This window comes from Ignavibacteriales bacterium (genome assembly GCA_026390795.1).
GTDB lineage: Bacteria > Bacteroidota > Ignavibacteria > Ignavibacteriales > Melioribacteraceae > Fen-1258.
On the sequence record JAPLFG010000002.1, the window covers coordinates 164168 to 187426 of the forward strand.

Consider the following 23259-nt stretch of genomic DNA (forward strand, 5'->3'; position numbering starts at 1 on the left):
TGCTCTCTTTAAATACACTTCTTTTTTGCCCCATACATCTAATTGGAAAAGACTTCGTTTTTAACTACTTTTTGACTGCATTTGAAAATTATCAGAACAAAATTTTTTAAAAATTCCAAGGTGAATTATGAAATTGGATTGGAATCAATTCGTTGGTAAGATGCTCAACATAACCATGTTTGAAAATTACGGTGTGGTTTATGGTAAAGAGAAAGGGGAACATCCGACATTCTACGAAATAGTCTTTAAGACCGGTAAACTCGTTCAATCCTTTGATGACGGATTGCTGATTGAATCGAACCGGGAAGAGAAAACTTTTCAAGTGTACGTCCCTTACAATTCAATTAAGTGCGTAGAGATTTTTTGAATCCGCTAAGAAATTTGATTTTTAATTTCTTCCTGTTCTACTTGATCTCATTGTCGATTAGTTATGCAGGCGGACCGGAAATTAAAAGTCTTCGTGTTTATTCTTCGAATGATCAAATCGAATTTCCGGTAATTGATTATTCAGATAAATCTCAAAGTTCGATAACTATTGATTTCGATGTACGATCGGACTATATGCCGAACTTTAATATCATTTTCAAATTTTGCGATGCCGGCTGGAATCCCTATAACAACCCGTTTCTATCGAACCAAATGTATAACTCCGAAACAATATTATGGTTTGAAGAATTGCCTAATAGTGTCCGCGGAGCGCGTTATCATTATAACGGATCATTCCCTAACAGCAATGTAACATTTCCATTCTCCGGCAACTGGATGTTTTTTATTGTTGATTCTCAAAATAGAAATCTCATTTATGCTTCCGGTAAATTTTTTGTCGTGTATCCCGAGATCAAAATTAATGTTCAGGTTGCCAAAGAAGGATTGCAAGGCGATATGAATGAAATTGCCTCGTCCGGAAGAGTTCTTGCAATAAAAACAAATTTTGTATTGCCAGATTCGCTCTATGCATCCAATGTTACCAGAGTTGAAATTATTACCAACCGAAAATATAATTATCCAATAGTAATTGATAGAAGTTCTTATACAGCGGACCGTTTTTACGAATGGAACGGCTCGAACAAATTTACATTTATTGCGCGTAATGTTAAACCGGGCAATGAATATCGAATGACCGATATCCGTGACGTAGGAAAATACAACGCACCGCCGGTCTATGCCCGTTTCGGCGATATCGAAACTTCAAATTTGTTCACAAAAGGGAGAAGAGATTTTAACGGCGCCACTTACCTAATGGATTTTAAAAATGTGAATGCCGATTATCTGAAGGTTATTTTTAGGATGCGTCCGCCCGAGCAAATAAAATCATCAATTTTTCTTGTCGGTTCTTTTAACAATTGGAAAGTTCTCCCCGAATATGAAATGTATGATGACAACGGAATGATGAACATTTCGGTCGAGTTGAAACGCGGAGTGTATGAATATCAATATGTAACCGGACAGATTGTGAACGGAGTAGTTGAAAATATTGATTGGGAAATTCTTGAAGGTAATTTTTATGAAACGGAAAATGAGTATAATATTTTTCTCTACTATGCATCTATTGAGAAAGGCGGATACGAAAAGATTATTGGTTACAAAAAAATAAAAACCGGAGCGTTATGAAGAAAGTTAAAGTTGGTGTTGTAGGAACCGGGCATCTGGGTAAAATTCACACAAAACTTTTTAAGGAAGTTGAAAATTGCGAGTTAATTGGAATCTATGATCAAGATTATGAACGCGCCAAGCAAGTGGGCAACGAATTAAAAGTAAAAGCATTTGATGATCTGGAAAAACTTCTTGCCGAAGTTGATGCCGTTGATATTGTTGCAACTACAAGCGCACATTATGATTTGGTAAAGCAATCATTTGCGAAGAATAAACATGTGTTTGTGGAAAAACCGATTACAACACAGATCTGGGAAGCTGAAGAGCTTATCAAAATTGCTGATGAAAAAAAATTAACATTTCAAGTCGGTCATATTGAAAGATTTAATCCCGCTTTGATCTCTCTCGAAAAATATAAGTTAAATCCTTTGTTCGTTCAAACTGATCGGCTTGCGCAATTTAACCCGAGAGGAACTGATGTAGCCGTGGTTTTAGATCTTATGATACATGATATTGATATTATTCTAAGTCTAATTAAGAGCGAAGTAAAAAGTGTAAGCGCCAGCGGTGTGCCTGTTGTTTCAGATACTCTTGATATAGCAAATGCACGCATCGAATTTGAAAACGGGGCAATTGCAAACGTCACTGCAAGCCGAATTTCTCAAAAGAAAATGAGAAAAATGAGAATGTTTCAGCGCGATACTTATATCTCTCTTGACTTTACAACCGGAGTTTCGGAAGTATTTCGTTTATTGCCGCCGGATCAAAAACCAAAAGGATTCTTCAAAACATTCGGTGAGATCGGAGTCGGCGATAAAAAGAAAATTGTGGCTTACGAACAGCCGAAATTTAAAGAAGTGAATGCACTCAAACTTGAACTGGAACTTTTTGTTGATGTAATTATTAAAGGCGGTACTCCGGTGGTAAGCGGTAAAGACGGATTGAAAGCATTAAGAGTTGCGGAAATGATTATCCTTAAAATTGAGGAATCAATTAAGAACGCAAAAAATTTTTCAAGCTGGATGAATGATGTTGAAGCATAAAGTTCTTATGCGAATTCTTTACGCTCTCTTGTTAATTTCTATTATTACCAATTGCAGTGTTTATAAAACTATATCCAATGTATCCCGTTTGAAGTATAAAATTTATTCTGCTACGGATTACAAGATTATCGGAATAACGATTGCAGATAAAAAATCACTAAAGGATTTTAATTCTCTTGAATTGTTGAAACTTACCGCCGGATTGATGAAGGGGAATCTTCCGCTCACATTTTTACTGAACATTGAAGCGCAAAACCCGAATGACGGCAACGGAGGTTTTGATAGAACAGATCTAAGCATCTCGTCGTTCCCGTGGAAACTGTATTTAAACGAAAAAGAAATAGTTCAAGGAAATATTGCCGAACCGGTTTTCGTCCCGGGTAAGGGGGAATTCGTTATGATCCCTTTTAAAATTGAATTTGACATCGCGAAATCATTCAAAGAAAAAAGTTTGGATGATATTCTTCTTTTCCTTTTGCAGATAGGCGGGGCGCACGGTTCAACATCAAACTTAAAGATGGTTGCCAAACCGGTTTTAGGCACTCCTTTCGGTAAATTAGAATATCCCGATGAAATTACAATTGTTGATAAATCATTCAATTAGTGAAATAAATGGCTAAGAAAAAATTTGCAGTAGGCGTTGATCTAGGGGGAACAACAATCAAAGTCGGTTTGGTTGATGTGAACGGAAAGATAATTAAAAAAGTTTCCGCAGAGAGCCACTCATCAAAAGGTCCGGAAGTCGTTATCAAACAAATGAAAAAAGAAATTGAAGAAGTTATAAAAGGAACTCAGAATAATATTTTAGGAATTGGAATTGGGGCACCAGGCGCCGTTAAATTGAAAAAAGGAACTGTTGAAAATCCGCCAAACTTTCATGGCTGGGGAAAAGTCCACCTTGGCAATATCATTAAAAAAGAATTTGATCTTGATGTTTATGTGGAAAACGATGCCAATGCTGCGGCAATTGGAGAATTGATTTACGGTGCTGGAAAATATTATAAAAATTTTATTATGATAACGTTAGGCACCGGAGTTGGCGGAGGAATTATAATAGATAGAAAAATTTACCGCGGCGATACCGGAATCGGTGGGGAACTTGGTCATATAACAATTGATAGTTCGGGTGCGAAATGCAAATGCGGATCAATCGGCTGCATAGAAGCATACATTGGGAAGGATTATCTTATCGAACGGACTAGAATTAAACTTCTTGAGAGGAATGATTCTATCCTTTCTAATTTGACTAACGGGAATCTGGATTTACTTACTCCGAAATTAATTCAATCGGCTGTTGAGCAAGGCGATGAATTTTCGAAATCGGTTGTTGTTGATACGGGAACAAAACTCGGTTATGCTCTGGCATCAGCGGTTCATACATTGGATATTGCTACGATAATTATAGGCGGCGGTATTGCCGGATTTGGCACATTATTGTTTGATGCTGTTGAAGCTACTCTAAAAGAAAGAGTGATGAAATCATTCCGTGATAGAATAACTGTGAAACCGGCTAAATTGAAGAATGAAGCAGGAATAAAAGGTGCATCTGCACTTGTGTTTTATAAATCATAATTTTGTAGTGAATAGAAAAAGAATTAAACCAATTGATGAAGTATCTATCCACATTAATATTATTTTTGATCTGCACCTCTCTGTTTGCACAGCAAAAAGATACTCTCACATTTAAAAAAACTGATTCTCTTTTAACGACTGTAAAAGATTCTCTTTCACAATCCGATACAGCCAAATCTCAAAAAAAATATGATGTTGATGCAGTTGTATTTTCCAGCTCATCCGATTCGCTCATTTTCGATATTCCTCAAAAGAAAATGTATCTCTATGGTTCCGCAGATCTGAAATATAAAACAACTGAATTGAAGAGCGGAAAGATATTTGTTGATTACAAAACGAACGACCTTGAAGCATTTGGTATTGAGGACAAATCCGATACAGCAAAGGTAAAACTCAAAGAAGCTCCGCAGCTTGCTGAAGGAACTGATAAGTACGAGGGTGAAAGTATCAGATATAATTTCAAAAGCCAACGCGGATTTATAGCTCTCGCTAAAAATAAAAACAAAGGACAGAATTACGCGGGCGAGGATGTAAAGAAGGTTAATCAGAATACTTTTTTCATAAAGAACGGAACATTTACAACTTGCGACAACGATACACCTCATACATATTTTTCTGCAAGTGAAATGAAAGTCATACAGAAAGATAAAATTATTGCACGCTGGATTTTTATGTACATAGGCGGAGTTCCATTTCCAATCCCGCTGCCCTTTGCAGTTTTTCCAAATGAGACCGGAAGGAGATCGGGTTTAATAATTCCAACATACGGACAAGCGAACGATCGGGGGCAATATTTCAGCAACTTCGGATACTTCTTTGCGATAAGCGATTATATGGATTTAGCTCTCAACGGAGATTATTATTTCAAAGGAGGTTGGGGCACCCGCTCAAGATATCGTTATGCTAAACGATATGATTTTTCCGGTTCATTCAATGCAGGTTATTCAAATGTGGTTCGTGTGGATCCAACTAATTCTATAGAAAGCAGGCAGAAAGATTGGAATCTATCATTTTATCATAACCAACAGATTAATCCAACTATGCGCCTCGATATTAATTTGCAATTTATTTCATCCAGCTATTTGACAAATAATAGTATCAACTATAACGATCTCTTATCACAAGATATAACTTCAAATGCAACATTCAGTAAAGTGTGGGATGAATCCGGTGCGAGTATGTCAATCAATTACAGCAGAACACAGAATATTTCTACCGGGAATTTAAACGAATCACTGCCGAATATTAATTTTTCCAAATCAATGACTTATCCTTTTAAACGAGAAAATCTTGAATCCACGCTTGATCAGAAATGGTATGAGTTGATCGGTTACAGTTATTCCGGTCAATTCACTAATAACCGGAGAACAGTTGACCATCATTTGGATATTCATGCGGGGTTTCAACATAATATCGCATTAAGCGCGTCTCCAAAGATCGGCTATTTTAATTTTTCACCGAGCTTTAACTACACCGAAAAATGGTATAACAAGCGCTTGAAGCAAGAGTATAAAACCATTGAGGTTACAAATCCTCAAACCGGAATCAAATCCACCAGAGACACATTGGTGGAATCTAATATCAATGAATTAAATTTTGTGCGCACATTTAATATGAGTGTTTCTGCTTCTACCAAACTTTATGGAATTATGAATCCAAATCTTTTAGGGATTGAATCGTTCAGACATACACTTATGCCTTCAGTATCTTATATTTACACCCCAAATTTTTCAGATGATAAATGGGGATACTACGATTCGTACACATTGCCGGACGGCAAAGTTATCAGGTATGATAAATTCGGGAGAGAAATTTTCGGTGGAGTTTCTTCAGGACAGAGCCAGGCTTTGAATTTTTCTCTCGGTAATGTTTTTGAAATTAAGATGGCTAAAAGTCCTAACGATACAACCAAAGAGCAGAAAAAGATTCAACTTCTCAATCTGAACGCAAGCGTCGGGTATAATTTTGCGGCAGATAGTTTGAGACTTTCCGATTTTAATTTGGGATACAGAACTCAAATCGGTGATCTATTAAGTTTCTCCGGTTCATCATCATATACATTTTATGATTTTAAAGCCGGTCAGAAGGTCAATCAGTTCCTTGCTTCAAACAAAAAAGGATTGTTCCGGTTAACCAATTTCAATTTTTCCGTCTCAACAAGTATTACCGGAGAAAAAGTTAAAGGTAAAGAAGAAAATATAGAGCAGAATCAAACTGTTAAAGAAGAAAATAGCGTCTTCAATAAAAAAGATTATTCTGCATTATATGATGACAGCCAATCTCCGGATCTATCAATACCATGGAATTTAAGTTTGAGTTACAATTATAATTTTTCCAAACCTACTCCCGATCAATCTTTTTCATCTTCGAATTTGAATGCCGATCTGGGATTCAGTTTAACAAAGAATTGGAAATTCACTTTGCGCGGCAGTTATGATTTTGACCGTAAAGAAATTTCTGCTCCTCAAATAACGATCTACCGCGATCTTCACTGCTGGGAAATGAATTTTACATGGAATCCGCTTGGGCTTTACAGCGGTTTTCATTTCGAGATTCGAATCAAAGCTTCGGAACTTCAAGATATAAAAATTACAAAATCGGGCGGGTTATACTCCGGTAAGAGATACTAGACGAATTTATACCATCTCTGTGTAATTTCAATTATTGTTTACAGTTTCGCTTAGTACTATTTATTTATTCAAACGGGTTGTGTGAATTAAAGAATCTAGTTTTATATACTGTTGAAACAGTTAAAAAAACATTGTTTCAGTGATTAACCCCGCGATTAATCGCGGGGTTAGAAACACAAAGCACAATATTAGAACCGTTTTAACGGTTTACATTCTAATTCACACAAGGGGTTTATTCAATTATTTTTTATGCGGCATGCAATTAAATAAATTTGAAAGTTGAGTTTATGAAGAAGGTAGTTATAATCGGTGGAGGATTTGGCGGACTAACGGCGGCCAAGTCTCTTAAGCATGCAGATGTTGAAATAACATTGATTGACAAAACAAACCATTATTTATTCCAGCCGCTTCTTTATCAAGTTGCCACTGCAGCTCTTTCTCCGGGAGACATTGCTGCGCCGATACGCGCAATTCTGAACAATCAAAAAAATGTGCACGTAATTATGAGCGAAGTAATAAATATAGATACGGAACAGAAAAAAGTTTTTTTACATGATGATCAGTTCGAATATGATTATTTGATTGTTGCAGTCGGTTCGCGTCATTCATATTTTGGAAAAGATGAATGGGAAAAATATGCACCCGGTTTAAAAGCAATTTCTGATGCTCTCTTTATCCGTGAAAAGATTTTACTTTCATTCGAGAAGGCAGAGCGTGCACACTTAGAAACAGAAATTCAGAAATATTTAACATTTGTAATTGTTGGAGGCGGACCAACCGGAGTTGAACTTGCCGGAGCCATTGCCGAAATTTCGAAGAAAACTATGCTTAAAGATTTCCGAAGTATTGATTCATCAAAAACAAAAATAATTTTAGTTGAAGCACAGAGCAGAATCCTTTCAAGTTATGATCCTTATCTAAGCGAAAAAGCAAAAACTGAACTTGAATCACTTGGTGTAACTGTCATGTTAAATACAAAAGTTTCAGATATTAATGAGCATGGTGTAAATCTCGGCGGAGAATTTATAGAAACACCAAACGTAATCTGGGCTGCGGGAAATGTGATACCGAGGATAATAAAAACTTTGAAAACAAATTTAGATCATGCGGGAAGAGTGATTGTCGAAAATGATTGCAGCGTTAAAGATCATCCGGAAATATTTGTAATCGGGGATGCCGCATTGATTCTTAAAGATAAAATGCCATTACAAGGAATTGCACCGGTCGCAATACAGCAAGGAAAGTTTGTGGCAAAAATAATTTTTCACAACATTCCCGAAGAAAAAAGAAAACCATTCAAATATTTCGATAAGGGAAGTCTTGCGACAATAGGGCGCGCTAAAGCGGTTATGCAAATTGGAAAATTCAAAGCATCTGGATTTGTTGCCTGGATTGCATGGGTATTTGTTCACATTCTATATTTGATCGGTTTCCGCAACCGCTACAAAGTTTTAGCCGAGTGGATCTGGTATTATTTAACATACCGTCAAGGCATCCGGTTAATTACGCAAAAAACGGATTTATGATTTTATACAATTACATTTTTAAAAGTTTAAATGCGTGCATCCATTGACCGCTCTGAATTCCGGGTATGCACCATAACATGCACAATGGTTCAATTGCTCTTGCTGATTCGGCTTTACCCATATCTTCCAATTCCCAACCAAATTGATTTAGAATTTCCTTCACTTCGTCTTTTGCTTTTTCATTATTACCGCAGATAAACATAGTAGGTTTTCCGCCGGGAAATTTCGGATCTACCATGAATGCATTTCCAACACAACTGAACGATTTCACGAAATTAATCGTCGGATAAGCATTTTGAATTTTCTCCATTAGAGATTCATCAAGATTGGTAAAGAATTTTAATACACCGTTTTGCGGCGGTGCATCGGCAATCGGGTTTGTTGTATCAATTACAGTTTTACCTGAAAGGGAAGACGGATTTGCCAATTCAATTGCTTTTAGTGCAGCGGTTCCTTTCACAGCTAAAACAATTAACTCTCCAAATGAAGCAGCATCGGCAAAACTTCCAACGCTTGCATTCGCGCCGGCTTTCGATTTCCATTCTGATAATTTACCTGTATTGCTTGTACCGATTTTTACTTGGTATCCATATTTCAAAAATCCGTTTGCCAGTGCCTGACCAACAACACCTGAACCGAGTACTCCGATTTTTTTCATGATGGTTATCCTTTCTTATTTTCTACATAACAAAAATTTGCACGAAAAAAGTTCAATCGGAAAATGATAATAAGTGGCGGGTTTATCACTTAGGTGAAATTTGGTTTAGTATTTCGAATGATGAAAAAAAGATGCTTCTGTTTATAAATCTAAATTAACTTTTGATCTCTCAAGAACGGCAATTTATTTCTTGTTTCGGCGATCATTTGAAGATCAATTTCCGTTTCAATAATTTTTTCTGAGTTTTCGACCATAACAATTTCATTCCCCATCGGATCGAAAACTGCGCTGCAGCCGTTGTATTTATTACCCGGATCATCACCAACTCGATTTACGCCAATCATAAAACATTGATTTTCAATTGCGCGGGCTTTGAGTAATGTTTTCCAATGTTCAATCCGAGGTATTGGCCAGTTTGCAATGTTGATTAATATATCAACTTGTTCTTTTGAATAGAGACGGTATAATTCCGGAAATCGTAAATCGTAACAGACACTCAAGCCAATTTTGATCTGATCAATTTTTGTTACGACAGTTTCTTCCCCTGCTGAATACCATTTATCTTCTTGTGCATTACTAAAAGGATGTATTTTTCTGTATCGCGCTTTGATAAGGCCAAATGAATCGAAATGAGTTAGTGAGTTGTAAATATTTTTGTCGTCACGTTCAATGATTCCGGCAAAAAGATCAGTCTTAATTCTCTCGGCAAGGTGAATAAAATATTTAGTTCCGGTCCCGTCAATTTCTTCGGCAAACTTTTCGGATTTCATTGTAAAACCGGTTAAAGTCATTTCCGGAAAAATGAGCATATCAAATTTTGTTTTGGATCCCTTTAAAAGATCTTCGATTTTCAAAATATTTTCTTCAACATTTTCCCAGAGAGGGGAATACTGAACCAAGCCGATTTTCATCTTTATTCTCCATTCTATTTTCTCAAGTGTAAATTAAATAAAATCTGTCTTTTACGATGATAATTTTTAATTTGCAGATGAATCAATCACACATCAGAGAAACATTGCATGCTAAATTACATCTGGCTAGGATTACTGTTCCTAGGTATAGGAACTGCGCTTACACTCGATGTTGTAAATCAATCAAATAATAGATACCGGAACGGTGAACCTATTGATGTGACAGTTTCATTCGATTCCACTTCTACAGGTCGTACTAAACCTTTTGATGCATCTCTGAAAATTTCTTCCAATACTATTGGAAAATTTTACGGCTCATACCAAAATGAGGAAATAGATCAGAAAGTAAAACTTGTCTACAATGAAAAAGATAAAAGTTATGCAGTTTACATGATTGTGGATGATAAATCACCGGCGATTTGGCAAGAGATGGCAAAAGTTTCCGGTAAAGAAAATGATTTGGGTGGAAAACTTTTTTTGAAAAATAAAGCAGGAATAAATTCATTCAATGGCGGGTTAATTCTAGAAAAAATTTCTTTCGCAAAGATGAAAGAGGTTACTGATGCCGCAATCGATTATGCCGGCAAAGCAGTTAACATTGCAATTGGCTTAGTTGGAATTATGGCGCTGTGGCTTGGAATTATGAAAATAGCCGAGCAATCCGGACTAATTTCTATTATCGCAAGATCAGTAAAGCCAATCACCAAATTTTTATTTCCGGATGTTCCGCACGATCATCCCGCAATGGGTGCGATGATTATGAACATATCGGCAAACATGCTTGGTTTAGGAAATGCCGCCACTCCATTCGGACTCAAAGCAATGGATGAATTGGAAAAATTAAATCCTGAAAAAGGAACCGCTACAAATGCAATGTGTACTTTTCTCGCGATTAACACCGCAGGTTTAACTTTGATACCGGCAACTGCAATTGCAGTAAGAGCCGCCGCCGGCAGCAGCGATCCAACAATCATTATCGGTACATCAATTTTCGGTGCATCATGCGCAACGATTGTCGGAGTCCTATCCGCAAAGATTTTAGAAAAATTTCCGATGAGCTTTTCAGACTCGATGAACTACCTTAAATCCAAGTGGAAATTTTTTATAGCGCTTTTCGTAATCGCTTTTATAATTGCACTTCTTGCAGCAACAGGTTTGCTAACAAAATTATTTTCTAGTTTGGGATTTATCAACGCAGAAGGATTAAAAGCTCTCATTCAAATTATTTCAACTCTCGCAATTCCGCTCATCATAATTTCATTTGTACTTTTTGGTGTATTTAAAAAAATAAAAATTTACGAAGTCTTTGTGGATGGAGCGAAAGAGGGTTTCAACGTGGCTTTGAGAATAATTCCTTACTTGGTTGCCATGCTTGTTGCAATGGGAATTTTCAGAGCGGGCGGCGCTATGGAATTTTTGATGATCATTATATCTCCGGCTACAAATTTGATCGGCTTTCCACCGGAAGCAATACCGATGGCTCTGATGCGTCCTCTTTCCGGAAGCGGTTCGCTCGGTATTATGTCTGAAATAATGACGATTCACGGACCGGATTCATTTATTGGAATTCTTGTTTCGACAATTATGGGAAGTACCGAAACAACTTTTTATGTGCTTGCACTCTACTTTGGTTCAGTAAGTATAAAACGAACTCGGCACGCGGTTGCAGTTGGAATTCTTGCAGACATCGCCGGAATTCTCGGGGCTTTATTCATTGTAAAACTTTTATTCGGTTAAACTTTGGAATTATTTTTATGAAGAGAATTTTCATTACAAGAAAAATGGTTGGTAATGCGGAACTCAACTTGAAAAAGAAAGAGTTGCATGTAAAAATTTACAAGGAAGATCATCCTATACCAAAAGAAGAACTTATCAAAAGAGTCAAAGATGTTGATGCGTTGATCTGTCACGTAACAGATAGAATTGATAAAGAAGTAATTGATAGTATGAATAAATGCAAAGTGATATCGAATTATGCGGTCGGTTATAACAATATTGATGTTGAATATGCAAACTCCAAAGGAATTATAGTTACTAATACTCCTAATATTTTAACAGATTCAACAGCAGATATTGCGGTTGCTCTTGTACTGGCTTGCGCACGGAGATTGCGTGATGGGGAAATGTTAATGCGTTCCGGAAAATTTACCGGGTACAAACCTCATCTTCTTTTAGGAATTGAATTAAAAGGTAAAACTGTAGGAATTATTGGCGCGGGAGGAATCGGTTTTGCAACCGCAAAACGGTTACAAGGATTTGGAACGAAAATTATTTATTTCAACAGAAGTAGAAACGAAAAATTTGAAAATGAATTATCGGCAAATAGAGTTTCGCTCAATTTTCTTTTAAAATCATCGGACATAATCAGTGTTCATCTTCCTTCATTAAAAGAAACTTTCCATATTCTGAATAAGACCAATCTGAAACTGATGAAGAAAACCGCAATCCTGGTAAACACTTCAAGAGGCGAGATTATTGAAGAAAGATATTTGATCGAGATGTTAAAAAAGAAAAAAATCTTCGCAGCCGGTTTCGATGTCTATGAAGGCGAACCGAATGTTAATCCGGAACTTTTCAAATTAGAAAATGTCTTTCTGTTACCTCATATCGGAAGTGCAACAATTGAAGCGCGGAGCGCGATTGCAGAACTTTGTATAAAAAATGTAATTGCAGTATTGGGTGGAAATAAGCCAATAACTCCAGTCAATCTAAATTGAATCTAGCTGCCATAATAACTATTTTGCATTCAAAATAAATCGTGAGTTTTATGAGAATCGGTATACCGAAAGAGACTTTTCGCGGCGAAAAGAGAATTGCGTTAGCCCCGGCAGGAGTTCATACGCTTGTTAAAGCCGGTCATTCAGTCTTTATTGAAGCTGGTGCAGGCAAAGAGAGTCACTTCACCGATGAGGGTTTCCAAAAACTTGGCGCTAACATAGTTTATAATGCCGAAGAAGTTTATCAGCGAGCAGAAACAATTGTTAAAATTGCTCCTCTTTCGGAAGCCGAAGTTGACCTTCTTCAAGATGAACAGACGGTTTTTTCATTTCTTCATTTGGCGGTCGGCAAAAAAAACATAATCGAAAAACTTCTTAAGAAAAAAGTTACAGCAATCGCTTATGAATTGATCGAAAAAGATGAACACCTTCCGATCTTACAATCAATGAGTGAAATAGCGGGACAACTTGCAGTACAAGTGGGAGAGAGATTTTTAGGAAGCGATGTTCCAAACAGCCGCGGTATTCTTATGGGCGGCATAACTGGAGTTTCACCTGCCGCAGTTGTGATCCTTGGTGCCGGAGTTGTTGGTTTTAACGCGGCACGTGCTGCCTTTGCAAGAGGAGCGCATGTTATTGTCTTGGATAAAGATCTAAGAAGACTAAGACGGATCGGTAATGAGATTTCGAAAAATATTACAACGGTCGCCGCAAATCCATATACTCTTGCACGCGGAGCTAAATTTGCCGATCTCCTTATCGGTGCTGTTCAGATGAAAGCGGAAAAAGCACCGCACTTAATTACTGAAGAGATGGTTAAAACGATGAAGAAAGGAGCTGTAATTGTTGATGTATCGATTGATCAAGGCGGATGTATTGAAACAAGCAGACCAACTTCAGTATCCGACCCCGTTTATGTTCAACATGATGTAATTCATTACTGCGTTCCTAATATTCCTGCTCTCGTTTCCCGAACTGCAAGTTATGGATTAACAAATGCTTCGATGGAATATATTCTTGAAATTGCGGATCACGGTTTGTCGAATGCATTACTCGGCGATGCGGGATTGGCAAAAGGTGTTTGTACTTATAATGGGTTTTGTTCAAATGAAAACATTGCTGAAGCGTTTAATATCGAATACAGGCGTCTTCACATATTTTCAACTAATTGAGATTTTAAAATGACACTCGAAGAAATAAAGATAATTAAACCGGGTAACGCACCATGGGTGAAGAGATATAATTCACGTCTTGTATCCGCCGATGAAGCCGTCAAAGTAATTAAATCGAAAGATAAATTAATTATTCAACCCGGCTGTGCAGCTCCATTTGAATTGATCAATGCAATGGTAAGGCGCAAAGATGAATTAAATGATGTGGAAATTTATCACATACTTGTTGTTGGTGATATCCCATATGCAAAACCTGGAATGGAAAAACATTTCAAGCATAAGGCATTTTTTATCGGAGCTAATTCACGCTCTGCAGTTAATGATGGAAGGGCTGAGTTCATTCCTATCTTCCTCTCGGAAGTTACAATGTTATTTAAACGCGGGGTAATACAAGCGGATGTAGCGTTGATACATGTTTCTCCACCGGATGAGCATGGTTTCTGCAGTTATGGAATTGATGTCGGTAATATTAAAACTCCGGCAGAAAAAGCAAAATGCGTAATTGCACAAGTAAATAAAAATATGCCGAGAGCGCTCGGAAATAGTTTTATTCATGTAAACAAAATTGATTTCATTGTAGAGGTTGATGCGCCGTTAAGCGAGCTTCCGCAAATTGATCCGGATGCGACACCCGAAACGCTCGAGATTTATGACAAAATTGGTCAGCATGTTGCTGAAATGATTGAAGATGGTTCAACTCTTCAAATGGGAATTGGTGCAATACCGGATGCAGTTCTTAAATATCTACATAACAAAAATGATCTTGGTGTTCATACCGAAATGTTCTCTGATGGGTTGATAAAACTTGTTGAAGAAGGGGTTGTCAACGGTGAAAAGAAAACTCTGCATCTTGGTAAAATAATTGCCGGTTTTGTTCTTGGTACAAAACGCGCTTTCGATTTTATTGATAACAATCCTGTCTTTGAATTCCATCCGCAAGAGTACGTTAATGATCCATTCTTAATCTCTAAGAATGATAAGATGGTTGCAATTAATTCTGCAATAGAAATAGATCTAACCGGACAAGTTTGTTCGGACTCTATAGGAACAAAATTTTTCAGCGGTATCGGCGGTCAAGTAGATTTTGTCCGCGGCGCCGCGCACTCGGAAGGTGGTAAGCCGATAATAGCGTTACCATCGGCTACAAAAGATTTAAAATTTTCTAAAATTGTTTCAACTTTAAAACCCGGTGCCGGAGTTGTTACTTCTCGCGGAGATGTTCACTATGTTGTAACAGAATATGGTACTGCTTACTTATTCGGAAAGAGTATACAGGAAAGAGTCCGTGCTTTGATCAATATTTCACATCCGTTATTTAGAGATGAGCTTTCTGAGTTCGCCAAAAAAACTTATCACATTTAAACAGAAAATTTATGATTGCAGTTATAGGTGATATCCACGGTTGTTATTATACTTTAGCATCACTCTATCAAAAAATTATTTTTTCTTACCCCAATATTCCAATTTACACTGTCGGCGATTTGGTGGATAGGGGGAATCACAGTTGCGAAGTTTTCAACTTCATTCTTGAGAATAATATTATTTTTACTCCCGGCAACCACGATTATATGTTTTACCATTTTTTCAAAGAACCTCAAAGTGTATTTGCGCGTTCATGGTTTTTTAACGGTAATGAATCAACTCTGGAATCTTATGAAAACCGAGAGAAAGAAATGTTTCAACATGTGGAAGCGATAAGACAGGCTCAGCTTTATTACAATCTTCCAGATTGTTTTATTTCACATGCCGGAATTTCTGCTCAATATGAAAAATACTTGCCTTCAAATTACCGTGATAATCTTGATATAGTTGATTCGTATATTAAAAATGATTTGCGCAGCGACCGTGGAATTCTCTGGACGCGCGATTCATTGTTGAATATTGGAAAGTTGCAAATTGTTGGGCATACAACTAAACACGAGATAACACTGGTTGAAGACTCTAACACTGTGTATATTGATACTGGAGTTTTTCTAGGAAATAAACTAAGTGCGGTTATAGTGCATGAGAGTAATATTATAGCTACCCTCGAAGAAAAAACTCATATGGAAGATATAATCAAGTATTAATTTTTTATGCGGCACAGTCGGCTCTAATATTTTTATAAACGGACATTACCTTAAATTTAAGCGGGGAAATTTTACCCAAAAAAAAGATTGCCAATTGATTATTTTTTAATAAATTTTGACTCGGAAAAGGAAGGAGGTTATATATAGAAGTATTTTACTATTAATAATTATTCGCGAGACTACTATTTCTCTACTCAAAAATAACTTACATCTGGGATTCAAACTTATTTTGGTTCCCTTTTTTATTATTGCCGTTTCTGTTTTCTTTGGTTTCAGAGATACAGATAACCTAATTAGCAAACCGCTTCTGTTTGATGACTTCATCAACCATTTTTCTCCAATTTATAACTCTAGCTCATTGCCGGGTAATTCTATAACCGATAATCAAGATAATTTTGATTTTCGAGGTTCTTCATTTGGCATACCCGACTCAACTGGGAAATTAAAAATTTCACCAGATTCGACTTTAAAATCAAAAGTTATCACGGATTCAACCCAAAATTTAAAAACAGTTGCTATGCCGGATTCTACAAAGAAATTAAATAATTCTCCGGACTCAACATTAAAAACCAAATTAAATTCGAGTGTTGATTCAACTAAAAATTTAATAAAGCCAGCATTACCGGATTCCACCAGATTAAAAACGATTAAGGCAAACGATTCAATTCCGAAAGGCGATACAAAATTAAATACTGCAAAAATTTTAGAAAAAGATTCAGTTAAAGCAAAAATTTCCATCGCAGATTCTATCCGGGCGAAAACGAAACTTGATTCTCTTAACAGGATAATTTTAATGTCCAAAGATTCAACAGCCCGGCTTAAATATTTCCATTATCATCGTGATGATTACCCCTATCTTCCATTTAGAGAGAAAAAACCATCCAGTTTTTTTGTACAACCTTCTCAAGGAACTATAACCCGTATTTCCACTTTAGATTCAGCGGCTACAAAAGTTACAATCAAAGAGATGATGGGCGGAAAGTCAATTCGACCGCAGCTTCAGATGCCGCTTGATGTTTACACCAAACTCCGTCTTGATGCAATAACGCGTGAATTATGGGAAGCAAAAGCTCATGAATATAAACTGGTAGATAAAAAGAAAGATCTAACCCAATTTATTACAGACATAACAAATATTGATATTCCGCTTCCAAGCACCCCGTTGTTAAGTATTTTTGGACCTCCAAAAATAAATTTGAAGATCAATGGTCAAGTTGATATTCACGGTGCATGGAGAAATGAAACTACAACAGGTATAACTACTTCAGCGCTAGGCAATACACGCAATGAACCCGACTTCAAACAGACGGTCGCTATAAATCTTGCAGGAACTATCGGAGACAAGCTAACTCTCGGCGCGGATTGGAATACAGAACGGCAATTTCAATATGAGAATCAGCTCAAGTTAAAATACACGGGTTACGAAGATGAAATAATTCAGAGTATAGAGGCAGGGAACGTTTCATTGCAAACTTCTCCATTGGTAGGCGGCAGCGAAGCTCTCTTTGGCGTTAAAGCTCAATTTAAGATAGGTCCTTTTAGTCTAACCGCTCTCGCTTCTCAAAAGAAAAGTGAAATTCAAGAAGTATCTGTAAGCGGAGGAGCTAAAGCCCAGACGTTTGAAATTCATGCATACGATTATTCACCTAACCACTTCTTCATTAACACAATATATACCGACCCCAAATTGAATATCTTTAACAACTATTTTGGAAATGCGATCCCGCGGGTTGTTGATTCCCTGCGTGTCAAAGATATTCAAGTTTGGAAGACAATAACGGGACTAGCAAACCCTAACGAAAGAAAAGGGAATGCATTTATAGATTTACCAAGAAGAATACCAGGGCAAAAGACATATGCTTCTACGTATCGGGACAGCACAGTAGAATCAGTTCCAGGAATAAAAGAAATTGATAGAAGGTTTATTTTGCTTCAGCCGGATGTTGATTACGTTCTTCATGCTGAAACCGGATTCATAACTTTTAAAACACAAATACAAGATCAGGATGCTATTGCAGTTGCCTTCCGTCTTGAAGGACCAACTACTGCTGCAGATGATGATATATATTACGGAGAATTTATAAATGATCTTCAAAGTGCAAATGTAAATCGCTTGGTGCTTCAACTTGTCAAACCGCCAAATCTTCAGCCGCAATTCAGACAAGCGTGGCAGTTGCAGCTTAAAAATATTTATCCGGTAGGGGGTCGCGATGTAAAAGAAGAAGGATTTAAGCTTGATATGAATTACCGTGTTGAGGGGCAAGAACTGCAGAATAATTATAATGGTATTAAACTTCTTGAAACGTTTGGTCTTGATAAAACCGATAAGAGTGGTACAAGCACACAACCCGATGGCGCATTCGATTTTTTCCCGACCCGTACAATATTTCCGAGTACAGGCGAAGTTGTTTTCCCTGTTCTTCAACCGTTTGGAAAAGACTTTCCGGCAATTTTACCTGATTCTTTAAAATACCAATCCATTTATGATACTTTGATAACTTTTGCAAAGCAGGACCGGTCAAAGGATAAATTTGTAATGGCTGGTGAATATTCTGCTTCAGTTAGTTCGAGTTACAATATTGGGTTTAATGTTGTAGAAAATTCCGTGAAAGTACTTTTGAATGGAAGTGCGGAGAAGGAAGGTATTGATTACACAGTTGATTATAATCTCGGGCAAATTCTTATTAGAGATGATAAAGCACTTGTACCCGGTGCAGATCTTAAAATTACTTATGAACAAAATGATCTTTTCCAACTCGCATCAAAAACATTGCTTGGATTCCGAGGTCTGTATGAATTCAACAGGGAGACTACACTCGGTTTTTCTATCTTAAATTTGAACCAGCAGACTCTAAGCGATAAAGTTAGAATTGGCGAAGAGCCAATGAATAATTCCATCTACGGAGCGGACTTTAAAACAAATATCAATCTTCCGTTTATCACAAAAGCTTTAGACAATGTAATTTCCACTAGCGCTCCTTCGAATCTGACTTTAAATGCCGAATATGCTTATATCAATCCCGATCCGAATACAAAGAAAAGTACAATTGCAAGCGATGGGGGAAGAAGTATTGCCTATGTGGATGATTTTGAAGGTGCTAAGAGAATTATTCCTCTTGGTATGGGCTACGGTCAATGGCACGATCTAAGTGTTCCGCTCAAATTACCACTGATTGGAGATTTAGAAAAATCAGTTCAAATGAATTACAAAGCCAAAACTTATTGGTACAACAGAACTCCTTCCGACGTAACCATAAAAGATATTTACGGAAATAGAAAAACAGCCGCTCCCGATGCATCATTAATTACGGCTCTCGATCTTGTTTTCGATCCGAGCATAAAAGGAACATACAATTGGGATTCTCATATTACGGAAGATAAAAATAAAAACTGGGGCGGCTTTATGAGAACACTTTCTTCAACTGCTAATAATTTGGTTGAAGAAAATATTGAATTTATTGAGTTCTGGTTAAAGACGAATGAAGCGCCTAATAATCTGAAAATAAATATCGATCTTGGTCAAGTTAGCGAAGATGTAATACCAAACAACAAACTTGATACCGAGGATAAAAATTCAAACGATCTTGTTGATCAAGGGGAAGATATCGGTATAGATGGATTGAAAGATGTTGATGAACCCGGATATGATGCAGCTACAAATCCAGACCCAAGCGGTGATGACTATTCATTCCAGCTCACACAAAATCCGGATTACTCTCATGTAAACGGCAATGAAGGGAATGCAGTTGCTATTGATCAGGGAAGGTTGCCTGACTCCGAAGATTTAAACAGAAATTTTACTCTCGACCGTACAGATAGTTATTACCGTTATGAAATACCAATTGATACAAGTCGTATTGCAAATAAATTTGTTCAAGGAGGCAACGCTGCATCCGGTTGGTATCTTTATAGAATTCCTTTAAAAGATTTTGTTGCAACATTCGGAAGTCCGAGTTTTTCCGTTGTTGAATTTATTCGCGTCTGGGTTTCCGGCTCCACTTCACCTGTGCATTTACGTTTTGCGGAAATGAATCTTGTTGGCAACCAATGGCAGAAAGTTTTGGTTCCGAATAAAGTTACTACAGCCGATACAGTTCTTACCGTCTCAACAATAAATATTGAAGATAACCCGGAATATGTTTCTCCTCCTGGAGTTTTCCGTGAAAAAGATAGAACCCAACCAAATTATGATATCTATAAAAACGAACAGGCCCTAAACCTAATTCTAACAAATCTTCAAGATGGGGATAGCAGGGAAGTTGTTCGTTATTTATACAAGCCGCTCGACGTATTCAATTATAAAGAGATGAAGTTGTTCATCCATTCGGATAAGAACGAAATGCCTGGATCGGTTTCTTACTACGACTCTACTAAACCGAATAATTATGGATCGGAGGTTTATCTTCGTTTCGGTTCCGATTCAACTAATTATTATGAATACCGACAGCCGGTAAGATATAACTCGGATCCAGCGAATAACGGTTGGGATGAAGTTAGTATGGTATTTTCAGAATTGACGGCGATCAAACAAAAGCGAGATTCATTAGCCTCAAAAAATCTTTATACTGTTGATGTTCCTGGTAAGAAGGGGCATACTTACGGTGTTAGGGGAGAACCGACGCTTACTAGAATATCGTTTTTTACAATTGGTATAATCAATCCACGCGATAAAGGAACACCAAATGCAACGGTTTCCGGCAGTGTTTGGATAAATGAACTTCGTGTACTGGATGCAGATGCTACAAAAGGTGGTGCATACAGCGCCAATGCTTCCTTAAAATTTGCAGACCTTCTAAATGTAAGTGGAAATATAAGTCGGACTGATCCGTATTTTCATTCGCTTGTGGACCGGTTTGGAAGCCGCGAAGATCATACTCAATGGGGAATTGCAGCTGATCTTGATGTTCTAAAACTTTTACCAGTCAACCTTCCGGGTAGTAATCTGAGAGTTTCTTACTCAAGAACGGAATTAAAAAATAATCCGTTGTATACTCCGGGTACCGACATTAAAATTTCGGAAGCTCAAACTCAATTGAGAAATCTACTTACAGAAAAAAATGTTGATCCGGTAGAAATTGACAGACAAGTAGCCGCATTGGTTGAGGATGCTCGAACTCAAAGTGTTTCAGAGAGCTGGAATCTTGCCAACATAAAAATCAAAATTCCAACGGAGCTTTGGTACATAAGAGATACATTTAACAATCTAAGTTTTTCATTTAATTACAATAAATCTACAGGCAGTTCTCCAACAGTTGTTCAAAATGAAAATTGGGTTTGGAATGCAAGCGCAAGTTATGCAGTGAACCTTAGCCGGGACCTTTATTTCAAACCGGTCGATATTCCGATTCTCGGAAGTTTGTTTGGTCTTTTTTCAGATTACCGCGATATGAAAATTTATTTTTTACCGCAGTCAATTACATCGCAGGTTACAGCCAATAGAAAATGGTCATTCTCACAAAGTAGGAATTTGAAAACTGTTACTGCGCCAAATATTTTAAGAGACTTCACAGCCACACGCGGCGCAGGTTTTAATTGGGCCATGACTGAAGGCGGATTCTTAAATCTATCTCTAAATTATAATTTTGATGTATCTTCTACTCTTGCATATCTGTTAACAACCGGAACTGATATTGAAAGGTCGGAAAGTGAAATTTGGCGAGATATCTTTGGCGGAAATCTTTTTGGAAAAGATTTTAATTACAAACAATCACTAGATCTTAAATCGAATCCTAAACTCCCGTCAATTTGGGATTTGAACCGGTTTATAACACTTAGCGCCGGTTATTCCGCCAACTATGCATGGCAAAATAATTTTACTCAGAAAGATTTGGGAAGAAGCGCTGGCTATACAAATAGAATTGCACTTGGATTCACCGTTCGCGTAAAATCAATTTTTGCTCCTTTATTTAAAGAGGAAAGTTCAATTCCTGCGTCATTGCCTGCTGCTGAAAGCGGCAAAATAGGTGGAAGAGGAAGACCTAGATCATCAACACAACAAAATGTTCAGGCCCATGTCGATGAATCGAAACCAATTACTAAAGATTCAACAAATATAAAAACGGATTCAACTGATATAGTAAAACAGGACAGTGTAACGGGACCAAATTCAATTCAGAAATCTTTAGAATTTTTGAAACTTGGAGTTAAATGGCTGCTGTTGGATTATGATAATGTTTCTGTCAACTTTTCGCAATCCAGCTCTTATACAGGCGGAGGAATTGCAGGCGAGGGAACGGGATTTAATAATTTCTGGGGTGTTGCTCAGAGTAATTCCAAAGGACCTTCACGAATGTTCATGCTTGGTCTATCAAATGATTTAGGCACGCGTGCACCGCTTGGAAATCTGCAGGATACCTATACACAGAAAAATGATCTGAGTTTTAAAACATCTCGGCCACTTTGGGAAGGCGCCCAATTGGATCTTAGCTGGTCGGTTGGTTGGAATATCAATAAAACTGCGACGATACAAACCGATTCGCTCGGAAATATTAATATCACAAATTTATTATCTACGGGGCAACTTGATAGATCATTTTTAAGTTTACCGCCAACATTACTATTTTCATTTCTAGGTAATGGAATTAAAAAAGTAAGTGAACTTTACAACCCGACCGCCGCTAATCCGGGACAAAATCTTTCGGATGCTTTCTTGAACGGATTCGAGACTTTTTCTGTTCTTTCTAAAATTCCAATTCTTGGAAAATTCGCAAAATATATTCCCCGTCCAAACTGGAGTTTTACGTGGAGCGGTCTTGAGAAATATTCAATATTTAGTTTTGCAAAACGGGTTCAAATAACTCATGTTTATACATCTAATTATAGTGAAGGATGGAGAATAAATCCTGATGGAGTTCAAGAAACGCAAACGCAAAGAGTAGATTACGCATTTGCACCTCTAGTCGGAATCAGCATGAATTTCGATCAATTTTTCGGTGGGAGTTTTCAAGGTAGTGTACGGTTCTCCACAAAATCATCCTTCAGCCTTGGTGTATCAACACAGAATATTACAGAAGCTTATTCGAGAGATATTAATATTTCAGCTAGTTATACCAAATCCGGGTTCGAACTTCCGCTCTTCGGAATCTCTTTAAAGAACGATTTGGAAATTTCTTTTTCATATACAAGCGGCAAAACTTCAAGCATTATTTATGACATGATGAAATTTATAGAGAGCGGTACTCCACAGGACGGAAAGACGAACACGGTAATTGAACCGAAGATCAGATATGTAATGAGCCAAAGTGTGTCTCTTACAATTTTCTACAGAAGGACGACTATCGAACCGGAAGGCGCTTCAAGAATTCCTCCCACGACTACAAATGAGGCCGGTGTTGATGTTCGTATAACAATTGCACCAAGGTAATTTAT

Annotated in this window: 15 protein-coding genes; 13 read left to right on the plus strand and 2 right to left on the minus strand. The window is 37.3% G+C overall.

The genetic code is table 11. The annotated features are described in order from the left end of the window. Positions 1–127: 127 nt before the first annotated feature. The 7 genes from NTX65_02900 (at position 128) to NTX65_02930 (ending at position 8364) form a co-directional block, all read left to right on the plus strand. Positions 128–367 carry a hypothetical protein gene (locus NTX65_02900; GenBank protein MCX6168261.1) on the plus strand — a complete coding sequence of 80 codons (240 nt, stop codon included), beginning with the start codon at positions 128–130 and terminating at the stop codon, positions 365–367. Further along, positions 364–1611, plus strand: a complete 1248-nt coding sequence (locus tag NTX65_02905; protein ID MCX6168262.1) for a DUF5103 domain-containing protein — start codon at positions 364–366, stop codon at positions 1609–1611. The genes NTX65_02900 and NTX65_02905 overlap by 4 nt, the downstream gene beginning before the upstream one ends. After that, entirely contained in the window at positions 1608–2636 is a 1029-nt protein-coding gene (locus NTX65_02910) for a Gfo/Idh/MocA family oxidoreductase (GenBank protein MCX6168263.1), read from the plus strand. Before NTX65_02905 ends, NTX65_02910 begins: the two co-directional genes overlap by 4 nt. Continuing rightward, complete coding sequence (locus tag NTX65_02915) at positions 2623–3240, plus strand: hypothetical protein (protein MCX6168264.1); 618 nt, start codon at positions 2623–2625, stop codon at positions 3238–3240. Before NTX65_02910 ends, NTX65_02915 begins: the two co-directional genes overlap by 14 nt. An 8-nt stretch (positions 3241–3248) precedes the next feature. Next, complete coding sequence (locus NTX65_02920) at positions 3249–4208, plus strand: ROK family protein (protein ID MCX6168265.1); 960 nt, start codon at positions 3249–3251, stop codon at positions 4206–4208. Positions 4209–4243: 35 nt separating this feature from the next. After that, complete coding sequence (locus NTX65_02925) at positions 4244–6838, plus strand: putative LPS assembly protein LptD (protein MCX6168266.1); 2595 nt, start codon at positions 4244–4246, stop codon at positions 6836–6838. Positions 6839–7125: 287 nt separating this feature from the next. Then, positions 7126–8364, plus strand: coding sequence for an NAD(P)/FAD-dependent oxidoreductase (locus NTX65_02930; GenBank protein MCX6168267.1), 1239 nt, complete (start codon positions 7126–7128; stop codon positions 8362–8364). A gap of 10 nt (positions 8365–8374) precedes the next feature. Here the strand turns inward: NTX65_02930 and NTX65_02935 are convergent, their stop codons facing one another. Together NTX65_02935 and NTX65_02940 are read right to left on the minus strand one after the other, a co-directional pair. Next, complete coding sequence (locus NTX65_02935) at positions 8375–9022, minus strand: NAD(P)-binding domain-containing protein (protein MCX6168268.1); 648 nt, start codon at positions 9020–9022, stop codon at positions 8375–8377. Between the two features lie 149 nt (positions 9023–9171). Continuing rightward, positions 9172–9933 (minus strand): hypothetical protein, encoded by a 762-nt coding sequence (locus tag NTX65_02940; GenBank protein ID MCX6168269.1) that lies wholly within the window; start codon positions 9931–9933, stop codon positions 9172–9174. Positions 9934–10041: 108 nt separating this feature from the next. On the opposite strand from NTX65_02940, the gene NTX65_02945 reads away from it, so the two are divergent. The 6 genes from NTX65_02945 to sprA all read left to right on the plus strand — a co-directional run bounded on the left by NTX65_02945 (position 10042) and on the right by sprA (position 23254). Then, positions 10042–11670, plus strand: coding sequence for a nucleoside recognition protein (locus NTX65_02945; GenBank protein MCX6168270.1), 1629 nt, complete (start codon positions 10042–10044; stop codon positions 11668–11670). A 17-nt stretch (positions 11671–11687) separates the two neighbouring features. Continuing rightward, entirely contained in the window at positions 11688–12650 is a 963-nt protein-coding gene (locus NTX65_02950; protein ID MCX6168271.1) for a D-glycerate dehydrogenase, read from the plus strand. A 50-nt stretch (positions 12651–12700) separates the two neighbouring features. Continuing rightward, positions 12701–13822, plus strand: a complete 1122-nt coding sequence (locus NTX65_02955; protein MCX6168272.1) for an alanine dehydrogenase — start codon at positions 12701–12703, stop codon at positions 13820–13822. Between the two features lie 9 nt (positions 13823–13831). Then, positions 13832–15184: a 4-hydroxybutyrate CoA-transferase gene (locus NTX65_02960; GenBank protein ID MCX6168273.1), complete on the plus strand. Its 1353-nt coding sequence runs from the start codon at positions 13832–13834 to the stop codon at positions 15182–15184. Between the two features lie 11 nt (positions 15185–15195). Continuing rightward, a complete protein-coding gene (locus tag NTX65_02965) occupies positions 15196–15891 on the plus strand; it encodes a metallophosphoesterase (GenBank protein ID MCX6168274.1) in 696 nt (231 codons plus the stop codon). A gap of 229 nt (positions 15892–16120) precedes the next feature. Continuing rightward, positions 16121–23254, plus strand: coding sequence for a cell surface protein SprA (sprA, locus tag NTX65_02970; GenBank protein ID MCX6168275.1), 7134 nt, complete (start codon positions 16121–16123; stop codon positions 23252–23254). Positions 23255–23259 lie beyond the last annotated feature (5 nt).